The following is a 19,007-nucleotide window of genomic DNA, read 5'->3' on the forward strand; positions in this document are numbered from 1 at the left end:
GCGTCTGCGGGAATCATGTGGCAGGAACTGGGCATCGCTTTTTGTCTAATGCTGGTGCTGGAAGGCATCCTGCCCTTCCTCTATCCGCGACGTTGGCGCGGCGCAATCGCGCAACTGGTGCAGCTGCCGGATCGTCAGCTGCGCCTCATGGGGCTGGCCAGCATGCTGCTGGGGACTGCCCTCCTGTATCTGCTTCACTGAAGGCTGCCGCCCGTACCGAGAGGGGAATGGCGAAATGGCAACGGTAGACCGCTGGCTCCTGCCAGATGGCATCGAAGAAGTACTGCCGCCGGAAGCGGCACTGATCGAGGCGGCACGCCGCCAGGTGCTGGATCTGTTCCAGCGTTGGGGCTACGAGTTCGTCGTCACCCCGCACATCGAATACCTCGAGTCCCTGCTCACCGGTGCCGGTCAGGACCTGGATCTGCGCACCTTCAAGGTGACCGATCCGCTGTCCGGGCGGCAGATGGGCTTCCGGGCCGACATCACCCCGCAGGTGGCGCGGATGGATGCGCACACCCTGCGTCGCGAGGGCCCGAGCCGCCTGTGCTATGCCGGCAGCGTGCTGCACGCCAAGCCGCGGGCGCTCGCCACTTCGCGCAGCCCGATCCAGCTGGGTGCCGAGCTGTACGGCGACGCCAGTCCGGCCAGCGATGTCGAAGTCATCAGCCTGATGCTCGATACCCTGGCCCTGGCGCGCGTGCCGGATGTGCACATGGACCTCGGTCATGTCGGCATCTACCGCGGCCTGGCCCGCGCTGCCGGGCTCTCCGGCGAGGCCGAGCAGCAGCTGTTCGACGCCCTGCAGCGCAAGGCTATCGACGAGGTCGATGCGCTCACCGAATCCCTGCAGCCGCACCTGGCCAGCATGCTGCGTGCATTGGTCGAGCTGTGTGGCGGCCGCGAAGTGCTGGACCTGGCCCAGGCCTGCCTAGTCGAGGCGCCGGACGAGGTGCATGCCGCACTGGATCAGCTGGTGGCGATCGCCGACCAGCTGGAACTGCGTTATCCCGAACTGCCGTTGTATTTCGACCTTGGTGAGCTGCGTGGCTACCACTACCACACCGGCGTGGTGTTCGCCGCGTTCGTGCCGGGTGTTGGCCAGTCCATCGCCCAGGGCGGTCGCTACGATGACGTCGGCGGTAACTTCGGCCGGGCGCGCCCGGCCACCGGCTTCTCCACCGACCTGAAGACCCTGGTGACCCTGGGCGACATGCAGGTCGATGCGCAGGATGCCGGCGTGTGGGCTCCGGATCATCATGACCTGTACCTGTGGCAGGCCGTGCAGCGCCTGCGCAGTGAGGGCGTGCGCGTGGTCCAGGCATTGCCCGGACAGGATGTAAGCGCGGCGCACGAGGCGGGTTGTGATCGCCAGCTGCAGCTGCGCGACGGACGTTGGCAAGTGGCGCCGCTGGCGTCCTGACGAGTTTTCCGCCGGCCGTGGCCGGCATCGAGCTTCCGAAAGAGGACAAGTGTTATGGGTAAGAATGTCGTGGTCCTGGGCACCCAGTGGGGTGATGAGGGCAAGGGCAAGATCGTCGATCTGCTGACCGAGCAGGCCGCCGCCGTGGTGCGCTATCAGGGCGGTCACAACGCTGGCCACACCCTGGTCATCGACGGCGAGAAGACCGTGCTGCACCTGATCCCGTCCGGCATCCTGCGCGAAGGCGTACGCTGCCTGATCGGTAACGGTGTGGTGGTCGCCCCCGACGCCCTGATGCGCGAGATCACCAAGCTGGAAGAGAAGGGTGTGCCGGTGCGCGAGCGCCTGCGCATCAGCCCGTCCTGCCCGCTGATCCTGTCCTACCACGTGGCCCTCGACCAGGCTCGCGAGAAGGCCCGCGGTGACGCCAAGATCGGCACCACCGGTCGCGGTATCGGCCCGGCCTACGAAGACAAGGTGGCCCGTCGCGGCCTGCGCGTTGGCGACCTGTTCCACCGCGAGCGCTTCGCCTCCAAGCTGGGCGAGCTGCTCGACTACCACAACTTCGTGCTGGTCAATTACTACAAGGAGCCGGCCATCGACTTCCAGGCCACCCTGGACGAGTGCATGGCCTATGCCGAACAGCTGCGCCCGATGATGACCGACGTCACCGCCGAGCTGCACGAGCTGCGCCGCGCCGACAAGGACATCATGTTCGAAGGCGCCCAGGGCTCGCTGCTGGACATCGACCACGGCACCTACCCGTACGTCACCAGCTCCAACACCACCGCCGGCGGTACCGCCACCGGTTCCGGTTTCGGCCCGCTGTACCTGGACTACATCCTCGGCATCACCAAGGCCTACACCACCCGCGTCGGCTCCGGCCCGTTCCCCACCGAGCTGTTCGACGAGACCGGCGCCTACCTGGCCAAGAAAGGCCACGAGTTCGGCTCCACCACCGGTCGTGCCCGTCGCTGCGGCTGGTTCGATGCTGTGATTCTGCGTCGTGCCATCGAGATCAACAGCATCTCCGGCCTGTGCCTGACCAAGCTGGACGTGCTCGACGGCCTGGAGACCATCCGCATCTGCACCGGCTACAAGGATGCCCAGGGCAACCTGCTGGTCGACGCACCGACCGACGCCGACAGCTACATCGGCCTGCAGCCGGTGTACGAGGAGATGCCGGGCTGGAGCGACACCACCGTCGGCGCCAAGAGCCTGGAAGAGCTGCCGGCCGCCGCTCGTGCCTACATCAAGCGCGTGGAAGAGCTGGTCGGCGCGCCGATCGACATCATCTCCACCGGCCCGGACCGCAACGAGACCATCGTCCTGCGCCATCCGTTCGCCTGATCGTTTGATCGATAAAAAGGCCGCGCAAGCGGCCTTTTTTGTGGGCGATGAAAAATCGCAGGCAATAAAAAGGCCGGCTTGTGGCCGGCCTTCAGGGGGTGGTACTGGCTTATTTTTGGTAAGCCGCTACCGCCTTCAGAATGGCTTGGCGGGCTTCGTCAGCGTTGCCCCAACCTTCGACCTTGACCCACTTGCCCTTCTCGAGATCCTTGTAGTTCTCGAAGAAGTGCTTGATCTGCTCCAGCAGCAGGGCCGGCAGGTCGGTGTATTCCTGTACGTCCTTGTAGATCACGGACAGCTTGTCGTGCGGGACGGCGATCAGCTTGGCGTCACCGCCGGCTTCGTCGGTCATGTTCAGCACGCCGACCGGACGGCAGCGGATGACCGAGCCCGGAGCAACCGGATACGGGGTCACGACCAGCACGTCGAGGGGGTCACCGTCATCGGCCAGGGTGTGCGGGATGAAACCGTAGTTGGCCGGGTAGAACATCGGGGTGGCCATGAAGCGATCGACGAACAGGCAATCGGTGTCGTGATCGATTTCGTATTTGATCGGCGCATGGTTGGCCGGGATTTCGATGGCGACGTAGATGTCGTTCGGCACGTCTTTGCCGGCCGGGACTTTGCTGTAGCTCATGGGCGACTCCCCAGGGGTGGGCCAAAAAAGTGGGCGGATTATAGGCACATTCCCCCGGCGTTACTACGTCCAGACGATTATCCGTTGGTCGTGTCGCGGTAAGCCGGGTGGTTTTGCTGCAGACCCTGCAGGCGCGCCAGTGGGTCCTGACGGTAGAAGGCCGCGAGCTGGGCGTAAACGGCCGGAAAAGCCTGCTGCAGCAGGTCGGGGGCGGTGAAGAAGTATTCACTGGTGACGGCGAAGAACTCGGCGGGGTTCTCGGCCGCATAAGGGTCGATGGCCGTCTGCGCCTCGGGATCGGCATCGAGCTCGGCATTCATCTGGTCGTAGGCCTGCTGCATGGCCTGTGCCCAGGCGTCGATGCGCATGTCGCGATGCAGCGGGGGCAGGCCGTTGGCGTCGCCGTTGAGCATGTCCAGCTTATGTGCCAGCTCGTGGATCACCAGGTTGTAGGCATCCCAGCCGCCACTGCTTTGCACGCCGGGCCAGGCGAGGATCACCGGGCCCTGGTGCCAGGCTTCACCGCTGCGCGCGTCGTCCCACTCGTGCTCGACGCCGGCGGCGTCGCGGTGACGCTGCGGGCTGACGAAGTCGTCCGGGTACAGGACGATCTCGTGGAAGCCCTGGTACCAGTCCAGGTCGGCCAGGTGCAGCAGCGGCAGCTCGGCCTGCGCGGCCAGGGTCAGACGATCGGTGTCATCCAGTACGACGCCGGGCAGGGCGGTCAGGTGCTTGTGATGCAGGAACAGGACGGCGCGTTGGAACAGCCGCTGCTCCTCGGCTTCGCTGAGGCCGTCGAGGATCGGCAGGCGTGCGCGCACGCTGTGCCAGTGCTGGGTGGTGTGGGGCGAGCGAGCGAGGATGCGCCGGCGACGCCAGGCGCGGAACGACCACATGCGAGTGTCTCGGGAGGCGGCGGACGGCGTTCAGCCGGTCCGCCGGGGCCATCAGTCGCCCAGCTCCAGGGTGTAGTTCTTGAAGCGGGTGTCTTCGCGGAAGCCGATCGATTCGTAGGTCTTCTGCGCCACTTCGTTGCTCACGCTGGTGGCTACACGCATGCGCACGGCGTTGGTGTCCTTGGCCATCTGCTTGGCGGTCTGCAGCAGGCGGTCGGCGACCAGCATGCGGCGGGCATCCTCGGCGACGAAGATGTCGTTGAGAATCCACACGCGCTTGAGCGACAGCGAGGAGTAGCTGGGGAACAGCTGGCAGTAGCCGAGCAGCTTGTCCTCGTCATCGGCCAGGGCCAGGTAGATCACCGACTCCTTGCGCTTGAGGCGGGTCTCGAGGAACTTGCGCGAGGAGTCCGGGAAGGGCAGCTCGCCATAGAATTCACGGTACTTGATGAACAGCGGGGTCAGCAGGTCCAGGTGCTCCAGGGTAGCTTGGACAATGCGCATGGCGGGCCTCGGCGTTGGTGGAGTGGTGAAATTGGCTCAGTGTCAATCTTCAGTCCGATGCTGCCTAAAGCGGATGGAAAGCGCAATCCAAGCAAGCGTTTGATTTTCGGCGTGGCAATGATCGCAAAACCGCCAGGGCGTCTGGACTGTTCTCCACCTCGGCGAGTGACCGCTGCGGATGGCGTGAAGCCTAGTCGTTTTTCGCCGCGCAGGGCTGGTGCTGGGGGTGGGCAGGAGAAGACGCCGCCTGGGAGCGGCGTCTGCGTGCGGCTGACTCAGAAGAAGCCGAGCGGGTTGATGTCGTAGCTGACCAGCAGGTTCTTGGTCTGCTGATAGTGGTCGAGCATCATCTTGTGGGTTTCGCGGCCGACCCCCGATTTCTTGTAGCCACCGAAAGCGGCGTGTGCCGGGTACAGGTGGTAGCAGTTGGTCCACACCCGTCCGGCCTTGATGGCGCGGCCCATGCGGTAGGCGCGGTTAATGTCGCGGGTCCACAGGCCGGCGCCGAGGCCGAACTCGGTGTCGTTGGCGATCGCCAGGGCTTCGGCCTCGTCCTTGAAGGTGGTGACGCCCACCACCGGGCCGAAGATTTCCTCCTGGAACACGCGCATCTTGTTGTGGCCCTTGAGCAGGGTCGGCTGGATGTAATAGCCGCTGGCCAGATCGCCCGCCAGCTGTTCCACGCCGCCGCCGGTGAGTACCTCGGCGCCCTCCTGCTGGGCGATCTGCAGGTAGCTGAGGATCTTGTCGAACTGCTGCTCGGAGGCCTGGGCGCCGACCATGGTTTCGGTGTCCAGCGGGTTGCCGCGCTTGATCGCCGCGACCTTCTTCATCACCTCAGCCATGAACGCCGGGTAGATGGATTCCTGCACCAGTGCCCGCGACGGGCAGGTGCACACCTCGCCCTGGTTGAAGAAGGCCAGGACCAGGCCTTCCGCGGCTTTCTCGATGAAGGCCGGCTCGGCCTGCATGATGTCCCCGAAGTAGATGTTCGGGCTCTTGCCGCCCAGCTCCACGGTCGACGGGATGATGTTCTCGGCGGCGCACTTGAGGATGTGCGAGCCGACCGGGGTGGAACCGGTGAAGGCGATCTTGGCGATGCGCTTGCTGGTGGCCAGCGCCTCGCCTGCCTCTTTGCCGTAGCCGTGCACCACGTTGAGCACGCCGGCTGGCAGCAGGTCGCCGATCAGTTCCATCAGCACGCTGATGCCCAGTGGCGTCTGCTCGGCCGGCTTGAGCACGATGCAGTTGCCGGCGGCCAAGGCCGGAGCGAGTTTCCAGGCGGCCATCAGCAGCGGGAAGTTCCATGGGATGATCTGTCCGACCACGCCCAGTGGCTCATGGATGTGGTAGGCCACGGTATTGGCGTCGATCTCGGCGGCGCCGCCTTCCTGGGCGCGAATGCAGCCGGCGAAGTAGCGGAAGTGGTCGGCCGCCAGCGGGATGTCGGCATTCAGCGTTTCACGTACTGCCTTGCCGTTGTCCCAGGTCTCGGTGACGGCCAGCAGCTCCAGGTTGGCTTCGATGCGGTCGGCGATCTTCAGCAGGATGTGGGAGCGTTCCTGCACGCTGGTGCGGCCCCAGGCGTCGGCGGCGGCATGCGCGGCATCCAGCGCCTTATCGATGTCGGCGGCGTCGGAGCGGGGGAATTCGGCGATGGGCTGGCCGTTGACCGGCGAGGTGTTGGTGAAATGGCGGCCGCCTGCCGGGGCGACGAACTCGCCGCCGATGAAGTTGCCGTAGCGCGCCTTGAAGGAAACGATGGCGCCGGGGGTGCCGGGTTGGGCGTAGATCATGGGCAGTGCTCCTGGTTCTTGTGTTTGTTCGGGAGGACGTCGAGACGACCATTTAGCCAGAGCAAGCGCCGGGCCAGACAACGCAAAGCCTCGCCGTGCGTGGCTCGCGTGGCATCGGCGCGGTCTGCCACAGTGACAGCGTTGCACCCGCGTGACGGAGCGCCGTGACACTTTGTCCCGTCGGCGGGACAGTAGCGGACTCGCCGGTCACTTTGCCGTTGCATTGGCCGTGGGCCTGGTGGATGCTGATCCGAAGCGGGGGTGATTCCCTGCGGCGGAGAACAAGAACAATGCGCACTCAACAGAGCCGCCATGCCCAGCAGGTGCTGGACGTGGCGCAGGGCGGGGCGGTGTTGGCCGGCCCCGCGACAGATCCGGCGGTAGCCCGTTCCTGGCTGCGCTGCCTGCAGCAGCATCACCTGGACCCGGCGCAGAGCATGGCGCCTGTGGTGCTGGAGCACGCGCGCATGCTCGAGTGCCGCGAGCGCGCGCGTCAGGTGCTGGAGATCGCCAGCGGCGAGATGAACAGCCTGCACCGCCAGTTGGCTGCGTCCGGCAACGCCGTGCTGCTTACCGACGCGCGCGGAGTCATCCTCAACTGTGTCACCGGCCAGGCCGAGCAACCGGCCTTCGAGCGCGCTGGCCTTTGGCTGGGGGCTGACTGGAGCGAGGCCTGCGAGGGCACCAACGGCATCGGTACCTGTCTGGTCGAGCGCCAGCCGCTGACGATTCATCAGGACGAGCATTTCCGCTCGCGCCACACCGGACTGACCTGTTCCGCCAGCCCGGTATTCGACCCCCATGGCCAGCTGCTGGCAGTGCTCGATGTGTCATCGGCGCAGCGCGAGGTGTCGCGGCAGAGTCAGTTTCACACCATGGCCCTGGTCAACCTGTCGGCCAAGGCCATCGAGGGCTGCTACTTCATGCGCAGTTACGAGCAGGAGTGGCTGCTGCGCTTCCATGCCCAGGCCGAGTACATCGGCCTGTTCAGTGAGGGGCTGCTGGCCTTCGATGGCGATGGCCGGGTGCGCGCGGCCAATCAGAGCGCCCTGAATCTACTCGGTATGGCGCGTATCGAACTGCTGGGGCGCTCGCTGGAGACGCTGTTTGACGTGCCGCTGGACGAGCTGTTCGCCCGCGCCACCGCGCAGCCTGCCGCGGCATGGCCGCTGCGTACCCACGAGGGGCAGGTGCTGCATGCCATGCTGCGTGGCAAGCGCCGCGAGCGTGCTGCGGCGCTGCCCGCACGCCCTGCGCCGGCCAAGGCCCAGCCGTCGGGGGCGTGCCTGCAGGACCCGCAGTTGGCCGAGCTGTTCCGCCGCGGCCTGAAGGTCTACGAGCGCGACGTGCCGCTGCTGCTCAGTGGCGAGACCGGCTCGGGCAAGGAAGTGCTGGCGCGTGCCCTGCACCAGGCCAGCTCGCGCGGGAGCAGGGCCTTTGTTGCGATCAACTGCGCGGCCATCCCCGAAGCCCTGATCGAGAGCGAGCTGTTCGGCTACCGCGGCGGCAGCTTTACCGGCGCGCGCAAGGAAGGCATGCGCGGCAAGCTGCAACAGGCAGATGGTGGCACCCTGTTCCTCGACGAGATCGGCGACATGCCGTTGCTGATGCAGACGCGCCTGCTGCGCGTGCTGGAGGAGCGCGCGGCGCTGCCCGTGGGGGCTGTGGAGGCGCAGCCGGTGGATCTGCGCCTGATCAGTGCCAGCCACCGCGATCTCGGCGAACTGGTGGCTGCCGGGCAGTTTCGCGAGGACCTGTACTACCGCCTCAATGGCCTGAAGCTGCACCTGCCGGCTCTGCGCGAGCGCCAGGACCGTGCGGCGCTGCTCGACCAGTTGCTGAGCGAAGAGGCCCGGGGCGCGGCGGTAGCTCTGGCGCCGGCGGCCCGTCAGGCCCTGCTGGATTACGCCTGGCCGGGCAACGTGCGGCAGATGCGCACCGTGCTGCGCACCCTGCTGGCGTTGTGCGAGGACGACTGGATCGACCTGGAGGATTTGCCCGACGAGGTGCGTGGCGCACCGCAGGTACTGGCATCGGTCGAGCGGGTCGATGACCCCCTGGCCCGGGCCGAGCGCGACACGCTGCTGCGTCTGCTGGAGGCGCAGTGCTGGCATGTCAGTCGGGTGGCGGCCGAGCTCGGTATCAGCCGCAACACCCTGTATCGCAAGCTGCAGCGCCACGGCATTCGCCGTACGCGGTTATCCCCGGCTGGGGTGGATGAAGCTGTGGATAAGCTGTCGGCAGCTGGCGCCAGCCCGGATCACCCCTGAGTCTCCGGCTTCTGGTTGAATTTCGAGCTAATTCAGTGACTTGGCGATCAGGTTAAGCACAGTTGCTGTGCGTCAGCCTGTGGGTAAGCTGTGTGCACCCGCAGGCGCGCGAGCGCTGCCGCGGCGTGCCGCCGGTTGTCTGTTTTCCAGCCAGTGTGTGGCGCATCCGCGGCGCCCCGAGCTTGTCCACAGCTGCCTTGGGTAACGCTGTGGACAAGCTGTTCGGCCATCGCCCGGAGCGGCGTCGGGCCTGTGTTACGGCGCGCGGGTGGTTTTTCGTCCAGCGCTCAGAGGCGCCCGTGCAGGGCATCGCTGAACAGCTGGCTGACGCTGGCCTCGCTCAACGGCAGCGGGTTGCCGCCGGCCGAGGGGTCGACCACCGCCATCTGGGCGATCAGCGCGGTCTTGCCATCATCCACACCCAGCTCGGCCAGGCTGTGCGGCACGCCGGTGTCGCTGCGCAGGCGCATGACCAGGTCGAGGAAACTGTCGAAGCCGGGATTGGCCAGGCCCAGGTAGGCGGCCAGGCGGGTGATGCGCTCCTCGATGGCGCTGCGGTTGAACTTCAGCACATAGGGCATCAGCGTGGCGTTGGTCATGCCGTGGTGGGTGTCGTACAGCGCGCCGATCGGGTGCGCCAGGGCGTGCATGCCGCCCAGGCCCTTCTGGAAGGCGGTGGCGCCCATGGCGGCGGCGGCCAGCATATCGGCGCGCGCGTCGAGATCATCGGGCTGGCGCACGGCGCGGACCAGCGACTGCTGCACCAGGCGCATGCCTTCCACCGCGATGCCATCGGCCAGCGGGTGGAAGCCCGGCGCGCAGTAGGCTTCCAGGCAGTGCGAGAAGGCGTCCATGCCGGTGCCGGCGGTGACCCAGGCGGGCATGCCGACGGTCAGCTCGGGATCGCTGATGACGATCTTCGGCATCATCTGCGGGTGGAAGATGATGCGCTTGGTATGGGTGCGCTCGTCGGTGAGGATGCCGGCGCGGCCGACTTCCGAACCGGTGCCGGCGGTAGTGGGCACGGCGATGATCGGCGCGATGCCCCTGGGGTCGGCGCGGGTCCACCAGTCGCCGACGTCTTCATAGTCCCAGACCGGGCGTGCCTGGCCGCTCATGAAGGCGATCAGCTTGCCCATGTCCAGGCCGCTGCCGCCGCCGAAGGCGACCACCCCGTCGTGCTTGCCGGCGTGGTAGGCAGCCAGGCCGGCGTCGAGGTTGGCGCCCACCGGATTGGGCTTGAGGTCGCTGAAGATTGCCGCGCCAAGGCCGGCATCCTGCAGCAGGGCGAGGGTGGCGGTGGTGATCGGTGCCGTACCCAGGCCGCGATCGGTGACTAGCAGCGGGCGCTGCATGCCGAGGCTCTGGCACAGCGCCGGCAGCTCCTTGATACGCCCGGCGCCGAAGCGTACCGAGGTGGGGTAGTTCCAGTTGGCGGTCTTGCTCATGGCACGGGCCTCTTCGAGACGGTGATGGTGAGACGAACACGCCCTCTCCCGTTTACGGGAGAGGGGAGTTACAAGGCATGACGCAGATGGAACGACTTGGGCCGGGTCAGGTGCTCGTAGCCCAGGCGCGACAGGGTGGCGCCGCGCCCGGTGTGCTTGACCCCGGTCCAGGCCAGCGCCGGGTCGAGGTAGTCGCAGCGGTTCATGAACACGGTGCCGGTTTCCAGCTGCTCGCCGAGCCGCTCGGCGGCGTCCAGATCGCTGGTCCAGATCGCCGCGCTGAGGCCATAGGGGCTGTCGTTCATCAGGGCGATGGCTTCGGCGTCGCCGGCCACCGGCATGATGCCGACCACCGGGCCGAAACTTTCCTCGCGCATCACCGCCATCTCGTGGTCGACCTGCACCAGCACCTGCGGTGCCAGGTAGGGCGTGCCGGGGGCGTCGGCGGCGAAGCTGCTGGCGTCGATCAGTGCCTTGGCGCCGCGGGCGGTAGCCTGGGCGATCTGCCCGCGGACGAACTCGGCGGCCTGGGCGCGCACCAGCGGGCCGAGGGTGGTGGCCTGGTCCAGCGGGTTGCCCAGCACGTACTGGCGGGTCAGCTCGACGAAGCCATCGACGAAGGCCGGATAGAGCTTGTGGTCGACGTAGATGCGCTCGATGCCGCAGCAGCTCTGCCCGGAGTTGAAGAAGCTGCCGTCGACCAGGTTCTCCACCGCGTGGGCCAGGTCGGCGTCGCCGCGCACGTAGGCCGGGTCCTTGCCGCCCAGCTCCAGGCCGACGCCGATGAAATGGCCGGCGGCGGCGCTTTCCATCATCCGTCCACCTTCCACCGAGCCGGTGAAGTTGACCTGCTGCACCTGTCCGGAGGCGATCAGTGCGCCGGTCTGGCCGTGGTCCAGCACCAGGTTGTGGAACAGCCCGTCCGGCAGGCCGGCGCGGGCGAAGGCCTGGGCGAAGCGCTCGCCGACCAGCAGGGTCTGGCTGGCGTGCTTGAGCAGCACGGCGTTACCGGCCATCAGCGCCGGAATGATGGCGTTCACCGCCGTCAGGTAGGGATAGTTCCACGGCGCCACCACCAGCACGGTGCCCAGCGGCTCGCGGCGAATGAAGCGGCGGAAGCCTTCCTTCGGCTCGGGCACCACGTCGGCCAGGGCGCTGGCGGCGATGCCGATCATGTAGCGTGCGCGCTCCTCGAAGCCGCGCAGTTCGCCGGCACCGAAGCGCACCGGGCGGCCCATCTGCCAGGCCAGTTCGGGGACTATCTCGTCCTTCATTGCCAGCATGGCGTCCACCGCCTTCAGGCAGTAGCCGGCGCGCTGTTCGAGAGTCAGTTGGCGCCAGGTGCGCTGGGCCTCCTGGGCCTGTTGCAGGACCTGTTCCAGCTGGTGGCTGCCGATAAGCGGGCGCTCGGCATAGAGGCTGCCGTCGACCGGCGAAATCAGGCGGATATGGTTCATGCTCGATAGAACTCCCTGTGATCATCCCCCTCTCCCGTTTGCGGGAGAGGGATAGGAAAGGGCGTGGTCCGTCCCTCTCCCCCGGCCCCTCTCCCACGAGTGGGAGAGGGGAGTGAGGTCAATAGCGCTCGAAGCCGCGGCGCAGTTCCCAGTCGGTCACTCGGCGGTCGTACTCCTGCTGCTCCCAGCGCGCGGTGTGCAGGTAGTGCTCGACCACCTCGTCGCCGAAGGCCGCACGCAACATGCGCGACTGCTCCAGGGCGCTGGTGGCGCCGCGCAGGGTCTTGGCCACCTCGGGCAGTTCGTCGTGCTCGTAGGCATCGCCGGAGAACGGCGCTGGCAGCTCCAGCTGTTCGTCGATGCCGGCCAGGCCAGCGGCGATCAGGGCGGCGAAGGCCAGGTAGGGGTTGAGGTCGGCACCGCCGATACGGCACTCGATGCGGATACCCTTGCCGCCCTCGCCGCACAGACGAAAGCCCGCGGTGCGGTTGTCGTTGCTCCACACCGCGCGGGTGGGGGCGAAGGTGCCGGCCTGGAAGCGCTTGTAGGAGTTGATGTAGGGGGCGAGGAAGTAGGTGATGTCGCCGGCGTACTTGAGCTGGCCAGCGACCCACTGGCGCATCAGCTTGGACATGCCGAACTCGGCCTTGGCGTCGAAGAACAGCGGCTTGTTGCCCTTCAGGCTCCACAGCGAGTTGTGGATATGGCTGCTGGAGCCGGCCAGGTTGTAGTTCCACTTGGCCATGAAGGTGATGGCCTTGCCCTGCAGCAGGGCGATCTCCTTGCAGGCGTGCTTGATGATGCTGTGGCTGTCGGCCATGGTCAGCGCATCGGCGTAGCGCACGTTGATCTCTTCCTGGCCCGGACCCCATTCGCCCTTGGAGTTTTCCACGGCGATGCCGGCCGCCTGCAGGTGCTTGCGGATGGCGCGCAACACCGGCTCGTCGCGGATGGTCTGCAGGATGCCGTAGTCCTCGATGTGGTAGTTGGCCGTGCGCGGCTCGCGGTAGTGCTGGGCGTGGATGCTCTCGTAGCTCTGGTCGAACAGGTAGAACTCCAGCTCGGAGGCGAACATGCCCTTGTAGCCGCGCTCGGTGAGGCGGGCGATCTGCCGCTTGAGGATGCCGCGCGGGCTGTGCGGCAGGTCCTGGTGGTGGTGGTCCTGCACGTCGCACAGCACCAGGGCGGTGCCCTCCAGCCAGGGCACCAGGCGCATGGTGGAGAGGTCGGGCTTGAACACGAAGTCGCCGTAGCCGCGCTTCCAGCTGGCGGCGGCGTAGCCGGGTACCGGCTCCATGTCGATGTCGTCGGCCAGCAGGTAGTCGCAGCCGTGGGTTTCCTCGTGGGCGCTGTCGAGGAAGAACTCGACCTGGAAGCGCTTGCCGATCAGGCGGCCTTGCATGTCGACCATGCAGGCCAGGACGGTGTCGACGCTGCCGGCTTCGGCCAGCTGGCGCAGTCGGGCAAGGGTGAGCGGGGCGGTCATCCGTAGTACTCCCTGGCGGGGCGTCTTGCCCCTTGGTTCTTGTTGTCGGGAAACGGGCCGGCCGGGCCGGCTGCCATTGACTCTAGACGAAAATTCGCCGGCGTCCGGAACCGCCGGGGCGGGGCCTCAGTCCGATTGCGCTGTGCTAACCTGCGGCCAATTTCGCCCCGGCCTGCGGGCCGGTATCCAGAGGTCATCCATGCATATCCACATCCTCGGCATCTGCGGCACCTTCATGGGGTCGCTGGCCGTGCTGGCCAAGGAGCTTGGCCACCGCGTCACCGGCTCCGACGCCAACGTCTACCCGCCCATGAGCACCCAGCTCGAAGCCCAGGGCATCGAACTGATGCAGGGCTACGACCCGGCCCACCTGCAGCCGGCGCCGGACCTGGTGGTGGTCGGCAATGCGCTGAGCCGCGGCAACCCTGCGGTCGAGTACGTGCTGAACCAGGGCCTGCCCTATGTGTCCGGCCCGCAGTGGCTGGCCGACCATGTGCTGCAGGGTCGCTGGGTGCTGGCCGCTGCCGGTACGCACGGCAAGACCACCACCAGCAGCATGCTGGCCTGGGTGCTGGAGCATGCTGGCATGAGCCCGGGCTTCCTCATTGGCGGCGTGCCGCAGAACTTTGGGGTGTCGGCGCGCCTGGGCGGCACGCCGTTCTTCGTGGTCGAGGCCGACGAGTACGACAGCGCCTTCTTCGACAAGCGCAGTAAGTTCGTCCACTACCGCCCACGCACGGCCATCCTCAACAACCTGGAGTTCGACCACGCGGACATCTTCCCGGACCTGGCGGCCATCGAGCGGCAGTTCCATCACCTGGTGCGTACCGTCCCTGGTGAGGGCCTGATCATCCATCCGCAGGCCGAAGAGGCTCTGGCCCGTGTGATCAAGATGGGCTGCTGGACCCCGGTGCAGACCACCGGCGACGGCGGCCAGTGGCAGGCGCGCCTGCTCAGCGAAGACGGCTCGCGCTTCGAGGTGGTGTTCGACGGCAAGGTCGAGGGCGTGGTCGAGTGGGAGCTGACCGGCCAGCACAACGTGGCCAACGCCCTGGCCTGCCTGGCGGCGGCGCGGCATGTCGGCGTGGTGCCGGAGCTGGGCATCGCCGGGCTGTCGAGCTTCAAGAGCGTCAAGCGGCGCATGGAAAAGGTCGCGGAAGTGCAGGGAGTGACCCTCTACGACGACTTCGCCCACCACCCGACGGCCATTGCCACCACCCTCGATGGCCTGCGCAAGCGTGTCGGCGCCGCCCAGGTGATCGCGGTGATCGAGCCGCGTTCCAACTCGATGAAACTGGGTGCCCACCGCGACGGCCTGGCCGACTCCGTGGTGCAGGCCGACCGGGTGTTCTGGTACGCGCCGGCCAATCTGGGCTGGGACCTGGCGGCCAGCGTAGCCGGCTCGACGGTGCCGACCGAGGTCTGCGACTCGCTGGAAGCCATCATCGCGGGCGTCAAGGCCGTGGCCGCGCCCGGCACCCAGGTGGTGATCATGAGCAACGGCGGTTTCGGCGGCTTGCACGGTAAGCTGGCTAGCGCCTTGGCCAAGTAGACAGTAACCCCCTCTCCCGCCGGGAGAGGGCAGGGGTGAGGGGGCTATGGGCAGCTCGGAGTTGCTCGGGACGCCCTCATCCGACGCGGCCCGCCCCGGCCCCTCGCCCAATGGGAGAGGGGAACAAACACTGCGAGGAGTTTCCCATGAACGGCCCCGAACGCATCACCCTGGCCATGACCGGCGCCTCCGGCGCCCAGTACGGCCTGCGCCTGCTCGACTGCCTGGTGCAGGAAGACCGCGAGGTGCACTTCCTGATCTCCAAGGCCGCGCAGCTGGTGATGGCCACCGAGACCGATGTCAGCCTGCCGGCCAAGCCGCAGGCTATGCAGCAGTTCCTCAGCGAGTACACCGGCGCCGCGCCTGGGCAGATCCGCGTGTACGGCAAGGAAGACTGGATGGCCCCGCCGGCCTCCGGCTCCGGCGCGCCCAGCGCCATGGTGGTGGTGCCGTGTTCGACCGGCACCCTCTCGGCGATTGCCACCGGGGCCTGCAACAATCTGATCGAGCGCGCCGCCGACGTGGTGCTCAAGGAGCGCCGCCAGCTGATCCTGGTACCGCGCGAGGCGCCGTATTCGAGCATCCACCTGGAGAACATGCTCAAGCTGTCCAACCTCGGCGTGACCATCCTGCCGGCGTCTCCGGGCTTCTATCACCAGCCGCAGACCCTGGACGATCTGGTCGACTTCGTCGTCGCACGCATCCTCAACTGTCTCGGTGTGCCGCAGGACATGCTGCCGCGCTGGGGCGAACACCATCTGGCCAGCGATGAATAGGGGCCTGCTCCTGCTGCTGGCCTGCGCGCTGCTGCCCGGCTGCGCCAGCGTGCGCACCCTGGATGCGGCCAAGCCTGGCGCGCCGATCATCTACTCCGGTACGCGCCTGGACTGGTACACGCTGCAGGGCGGCTGTTGTCCGGTGGATCGTTTCGGCGCCGAGGCGCCGCGCTATCCCGGCCTCGACCTGCCGTTCGCCGCCGTGCTGGAGACCCTGCTGCTGCCGTTTGCGGTGGCTGCCGAACTGGGCGTCGGCCTCAGCGTTTCCGGCGGCATCTGAGGCGCTCCTTGCGCTAGAGCCTTTGCGCTCGACTGGGCGGTCTGTTTCTGCGCGACCTGGGTTGGCATCGGCCAATCCTCGTCTAGGCTGACGAAAAAATGTCGGCGTCGCAGGCAAGGACATGCATCAGGCAATCCGAGCGTATGTGCGTGTTGTAGACCGCGTGAACAGGTTTGTGGGGCGCTGCGCCATGTACCTGATCTTCGTCATGCTGGGGGTTCTGCTCTACTCATCGCTGAGCAAGGCCGTCTTCACCCCGGCGATCTGGACGCTGGAGACCGCGCAGTTTCTGATGGTCGCCTACTTCCTGCTGGGTGGCGCCTACGCCATGCAGCTTGGCGACCATGTGCGCATGGACCTGCTCTACGGGCGCTGGCAGCCGCGCACGCGCGCCTGGGTGGATGCCGTCACCATCCTCTTCCTGCTGTTCTACCTGGTGGTGCTGCTGTACGGCGGCCTGTCCTCGACCCACTACGCCTTCGAATACGACGAAACCAGCTATTCGGCCTGGTCGCCGCGCATGGCACCGATCAAGGTGCTGATGGTGGTCGGCATCGCCCTGATGCTGCTGCAGGCGCTGGCGCAGCTGTTCAAGGATATTGCCGCCGTACGCGGGGAGACGCTGTGATGGATCATGGTCTGATTGCCCTGCTGATGTTCAGCTCGATGATGCTGCTGTTGCTCACCGGCAAGCGCGTGTTCGGCGCCATCGGTTTCGTCGCGGCGGCCGCGGCGTTGCTGCTGTGGGGCGATGGCGGCGCCGAGTTGCCGTTCAGCGCGGCGATGAAGCTGATGAAGTGGTACCCGCTGCTGACCCTGCCGATGTTCGTGTTCATGGGCTACATGCTCTCCGAGTCGGGCGTTGCGGACGACCTGTACCGCATGTTCCACGTGTGGATGGGGCCGCTGCACGGCGGTCTGGCCATCGGCACCATCGGCCTGATGGTGCTGATCTCGGCGATGAACGGGCTGAGCGTGGCCGGCATGGCCATCGGCGCGACCATCGCCTTGCCCGAGCTGCTGCGGCGTGGCTACGACAAGATCATGGTCACCGGCGTGATCCAGGCCGGCAGCTCGCTGGGCATCCTTATTCCGCCCAGCGTGGTGCTGGTGCTGTACGGCATGATCGCCCGCCAGCCGGTCGGCCAGCTGTGGCTGGCCGGGGTGCTGCCAGGCCTGCTGATGGCCAGCCTGTTCGTGCTCTATATCGCCGTGCGCTGCCGCCTGCAGCCGCACATGGGGCCGCCACTGACCCTGGAAGAGCGTGCCGAGATCAGCCTGGGCGAGAAGCTGCGCCTGCTGCGTGCCGGCCTGCTACCGCTGTTCATCTTCGTGTCCATGACCGGGCTGTTCATGCTCGGCATCACCAGCCTGGTGGAAAGCTCGGCGGTCGGCGCCCTGGCCGCCACCCTGGCGGCGCTGGTGCAGGGGCGGCTGACGCGCAAGGTGATGGAGGAGACCCTGCGCAAGACGCTCGGCATCAGCTGCATGTTCATGTGGATCATCCTCGCCGCGCTGTGCTTCGGCGCGGTGTTCGACGGCCTCGGCGCGGTCAAGGCGATCGAGGGCTTCTTCGTCGGAGACCTGGGGCTGGGGCCCTGGGAAATCCTCATCCTGATGCAGCTGTCGTTCATCATCATGGGCATGTTCCTCGACGACACCGCCATGCTGGTGATCGTCGCGCCGCTCTACGTGCCGCTGGTGGGCAGCCTGGGCTTCGACCTGGTGTGGTACGGAGTGCTCTACACCATCACCTGCCAGATGGCCTACATGACCCCGCCGTTCGGCTACAACCTGTTCCTGATGCGCGCCATGGCGCCGCCGGAAGTCAGCCTGGGCGACATCTACCGCTCGGTCACGCCCTTCGTGGCGATCATGGCGCTGACCCTGGTGCTGGTGATGATCTACCCGCAGATCGCCCTGTGGCTGCCGCAGTGGCACTACGGCGGCTGAGGCAAATCGGTTTTCAGGGCGGCGGCCCGGGAGTGTCTGTTGTGCGAGCGCCGGTCTGGGAGAGAGGGGAGGCGCAATGGTGCGGCTCCATTCAACGCTTGGAGACGACAGCATGACTACGAGACGCAAGTTCCTGCAGACCGCCGCGCTGGCCGGCGGCACTGCAGCCCTGGGCTCGGCGCACATCTACGCCGCGGAACCGAAGAAAATCACCTGGCGCCTGCAGACCTACGCCGGCCCGGCGCTGGCCGAGCACGTGATCAAGCCCTCCATCGATGCGTTCAACAAGGTCGCCGAGGGGCAGATGGAGATCCAGCTGTACTTCGCCGACCAGCTGGTGCCCACCGGCGAGCTGTTCCGCGCCATGCAGAAAGGCACCATCGATGCGGTGCAGAGTGACGACGACTCGATCGCCGCGCCGGTCGACGTCGCCGTGTTCGGTGGCTACTTCCCCTTCGCCACCCGCTACAGCCTCGACGTGCCGGTGCTGTTCGAACAGTTCGGCCTGCGGCAGATCTGGGAGGAGGCCTACGCCGAGGTCAAGGGCGTGACCTGGCTCGGCGCCGGCGCCTGGGACCCCTGCCACTTCGCCACGGTCGAGCCGATCAACTCGCTGGCCGACCTCAAGGGCAAGCGGGTGTTCACCTTCCCCACCGCCGGCAAGTTCCTCGCCCGCTTCGGGGTGATCCCGGTGACGCTGCCCTGGGAGGACGTCGAGGTGGCGATCCAGACCGGCGAGCTGGACGGCATCGCCTGGTCCGGCATCACCGAGGACTACACGGTGGGTTGGGCCAACGTCACCAAGTACTTCCTCACCAACAACATCTCCGGCGCCTGGATCGGCTCCTACTTCGCCAACTCGGAGAAGTGGGCGGAAGTACCGGACAAGCTCAAGGACCTGTTCCGCCTGTGCATGGACAGCTCGCACTACTACCGCCAGCACTGGTACTGGGGCGGCGAGGCCAAGCTGCGGGTGGAGGGTGACAAGCTCAAGCTGACCACCATTCCCGCCGCGGAGTGGCAGACGGTGGAGGACGAGGCGCGCAAGTTCTGGGACGAGATCGCCAAGACCAGCCCGCGCTGCGCCAAGGTGGTCGAGACCTTCAAGCGCTACAACGCGCTGATGGACAAGGCCGGTCCGCCCTATCGCTACTGAGTGCCCGGCCTCCTCGCGGCGCG

At 66.8% G+C, this 19,007-nt stretch carries 17 protein-coding genes; 10 read left to right on the forward strand and 7 right to left on the reverse strand.

The window, feature by feature from the left end; genetic code table 11:
* Positions 1 to 15 precede the first annotated feature (15 nt).
* Genes PA6_RS15115 through PA6_RS15125 form a run of 3 tightly spaced genes read left to right on the forward strand, consistent with a single transcriptional unit; the run spans position 16 to position 2,773 of the window.
* On the forward strand, positions 16 to 201 hold the full coding sequence (locus tag PA6_RS15115; RefSeq protein WP_043216759.1) for a DUF2065 domain-containing protein: 186 nt from the start codon (positions 16 to 18) through the stop codon (positions 199 to 201).
* 34 nt (positions 202 to 235) lie between these two features.
* A complete protein-coding gene (locus tag PA6_RS15120) occupies positions 236 to 1,423 on the forward strand; it encodes an ATP phosphoribosyltransferase regulatory subunit (RefSeq protein ID WP_021701807.1) in 1,188 nt (395 codons plus the stop codon).
* Positions 1,424 to 1,477: 54 nt separating this feature from the next.
* On the forward strand, positions 1,478 to 2,773 hold the full coding sequence (locus PA6_RS15125) for an adenylosuccinate synthase (RefSeq protein ID WP_021701808.1): 1,296 nt from the start codon (positions 1,478 to 1,480) through the stop codon (positions 2,771 to 2,773).
* Positions 2,774 to 2,882: 109 nt separating this feature from the next.
* Here the strand turns inward: PA6_RS15125 and ppa are convergent, their stop codons facing one another.
* The 4 genes from ppa to exaC form a co-directional block, all read right to left on the reverse strand.
* Positions 2,883 to 3,410, reverse strand: a complete 528-nt coding sequence (ppa, locus tag PA6_RS15130; protein ID WP_021701809.1) for an inorganic diphosphatase — start codon at positions 3,408 to 3,410, stop codon at positions 2,883 to 2,885.
* A gap of 77 nt (positions 3,411 to 3,487) precedes the next feature.
* A complete protein-coding gene (locus PA6_RS15135; RefSeq protein ID WP_021701810.1) occupies positions 3,488 to 4,306 on the reverse strand; it encodes a M90 family metallopeptidase in 819 nt (272 codons plus the stop codon).
* 51 nt (positions 4,307 to 4,357) lie between these two features.
* Positions 4,358 to 4,810: a GNAT family N-acetyltransferase gene (locus PA6_RS15140; RefSeq protein ID WP_021701811.1), complete on the reverse strand. Its 453-nt coding sequence runs from the start codon at positions 4,808 to 4,810 to the stop codon at positions 4,358 to 4,360.
* Positions 4,811 to 5,085: 275 nt separating this feature from the next.
* On the reverse strand, positions 5,086 to 6,606 hold the full coding sequence (gene exaC / locus PA6_RS15145) for an acetaldehyde dehydrogenase ExaC (RefSeq protein WP_021701812.1): 1,521 nt from the start codon (positions 6,604 to 6,606) through the stop codon (positions 5,086 to 5,088).
* Positions 6,607 to 6,896: 290 nt separating this feature from the next.
* Between exaC and PA6_RS15150 the strand changes: the two genes are divergently transcribed.
* Positions 6,897 to 8,876 (forward strand): sigma-54-dependent Fis family transcriptional regulator, encoded by a 1,980-nt coding sequence (locus PA6_RS15150; protein WP_021701813.1) that lies wholly within the window; start codon positions 6,897 to 6,899, stop codon positions 8,874 to 8,876.
* Between the two features lie 287 nt (positions 8,877 to 9,163).
* Here PA6_RS15150 and PA6_RS15155 read toward each other — a convergent pair whose 3' ends face one another.
* The 3 genes from PA6_RS15155 to PA6_RS15165 all read right to left on the reverse strand — a co-directional run bounded on the left by PA6_RS15155 (position 9,164) and on the right by PA6_RS15165 (position 13,267).
* Positions 9,164 to 10,324 (reverse strand): iron-containing alcohol dehydrogenase, encoded by a 1,161-nt coding sequence (locus tag PA6_RS15155; protein WP_021701814.1) that lies wholly within the window; start codon positions 10,322 to 10,324, stop codon positions 9,164 to 9,166.
* A 68-nt stretch (positions 10,325 to 10,392) separates the two neighbouring features.
* Positions 10,393 to 11,781, reverse strand: coding sequence for an aldehyde dehydrogenase family protein (locus PA6_RS15160; protein ID WP_021701815.1), 1,389 nt, complete (start codon positions 11,779 to 11,781; stop codon positions 10,393 to 10,395).
* A 118-nt stretch (positions 11,782 to 11,899) separates the two neighbouring features.
* Entirely contained in the window at positions 11,900 to 13,267 is a 1,368-nt protein-coding gene (locus tag PA6_RS15165) for a glutamine synthetase family protein (RefSeq protein WP_021701816.1), read from the reverse strand.
* 199 nt (positions 13,268 to 13,466) lie between these two features.
* Here PA6_RS15165 and mpl point away from each other — a divergent pair, with 199 nt between their 5' ends.
* The 6 genes from mpl to PA6_RS15195 all read left to right on the forward strand — a co-directional run bounded on the left by mpl (position 13,467) and on the right by PA6_RS15195 (position 18,984).
* Positions 13,467 to 14,819 (forward strand): UDP-N-acetylmuramate:L-alanyl-gamma-D-glutamyl-meso-diaminopimelate ligase, encoded by a 1,353-nt coding sequence (mpl, locus tag PA6_RS15170; protein WP_021701817.1) that lies wholly within the window; start codon positions 13,467 to 13,469, stop codon positions 14,817 to 14,819.
* Positions 14,820 to 14,965: 146 nt separating this feature from the next.
* Entirely contained in the window at positions 14,966 to 15,595 is a 630-nt protein-coding gene (ubiX, locus tag PA6_RS15175; RefSeq protein ID WP_021701818.1) for a flavin prenyltransferase UbiX, read from the forward strand.
* Complete coding sequence (locus tag PA6_RS15180; RefSeq protein WP_021701819.1) at positions 15,588 to 15,875, forward strand: YceK/YidQ family lipoprotein; 288 nt, start codon at positions 15,588 to 15,590, stop codon at positions 15,873 to 15,875. The genes ubiX and PA6_RS15180 overlap by 8 nt, the downstream gene beginning before the upstream one ends.
* Before the next feature lie 121 nt (positions 15,876 to 15,996).
* A complete protein-coding gene (locus PA6_RS15185; protein ID WP_043216762.1) occupies positions 15,997 to 16,503 on the forward strand; it encodes a TRAP transporter small permease subunit in 507 nt (168 codons plus the stop codon).
* Positions 16,503 to 17,828 carry a TRAP transporter large permease gene (locus PA6_RS15190; RefSeq protein ID WP_021701821.1) on the forward strand — a complete coding sequence of 442 codons (1,326 nt, stop codon included), beginning with the start codon at positions 16,503 to 16,505 and terminating at the stop codon, positions 17,826 to 17,828. The genes PA6_RS15185 and PA6_RS15190 overlap by 1 nt, the downstream gene beginning before the upstream one ends.
* A 112-nt stretch (positions 17,829 to 17,940) precedes the next feature.
* The gene (locus tag PA6_RS15195; RefSeq protein WP_021701822.1) at positions 17,941 to 18,984 is read left to right on the forward strand and encodes a TRAP transporter substrate-binding protein; all 1,044 of its coding nucleotides are present in this window, start codon (positions 17,941 to 17,943) and stop codon (positions 18,982 to 18,984) included.
* Positions 18,985 to 19,007 lie beyond the last annotated feature (23 nt).

Source organism: Aquipseudomonas alcaligenes NBRC 14159 (assembly GCF_000467105.1).
In the GTDB taxonomy this organism is placed as follows: domain Bacteria; phylum Pseudomonadota; class Gammaproteobacteria; order Pseudomonadales; family Pseudomonadaceae; genus Aquipseudomonas; species Aquipseudomonas alcaligenes.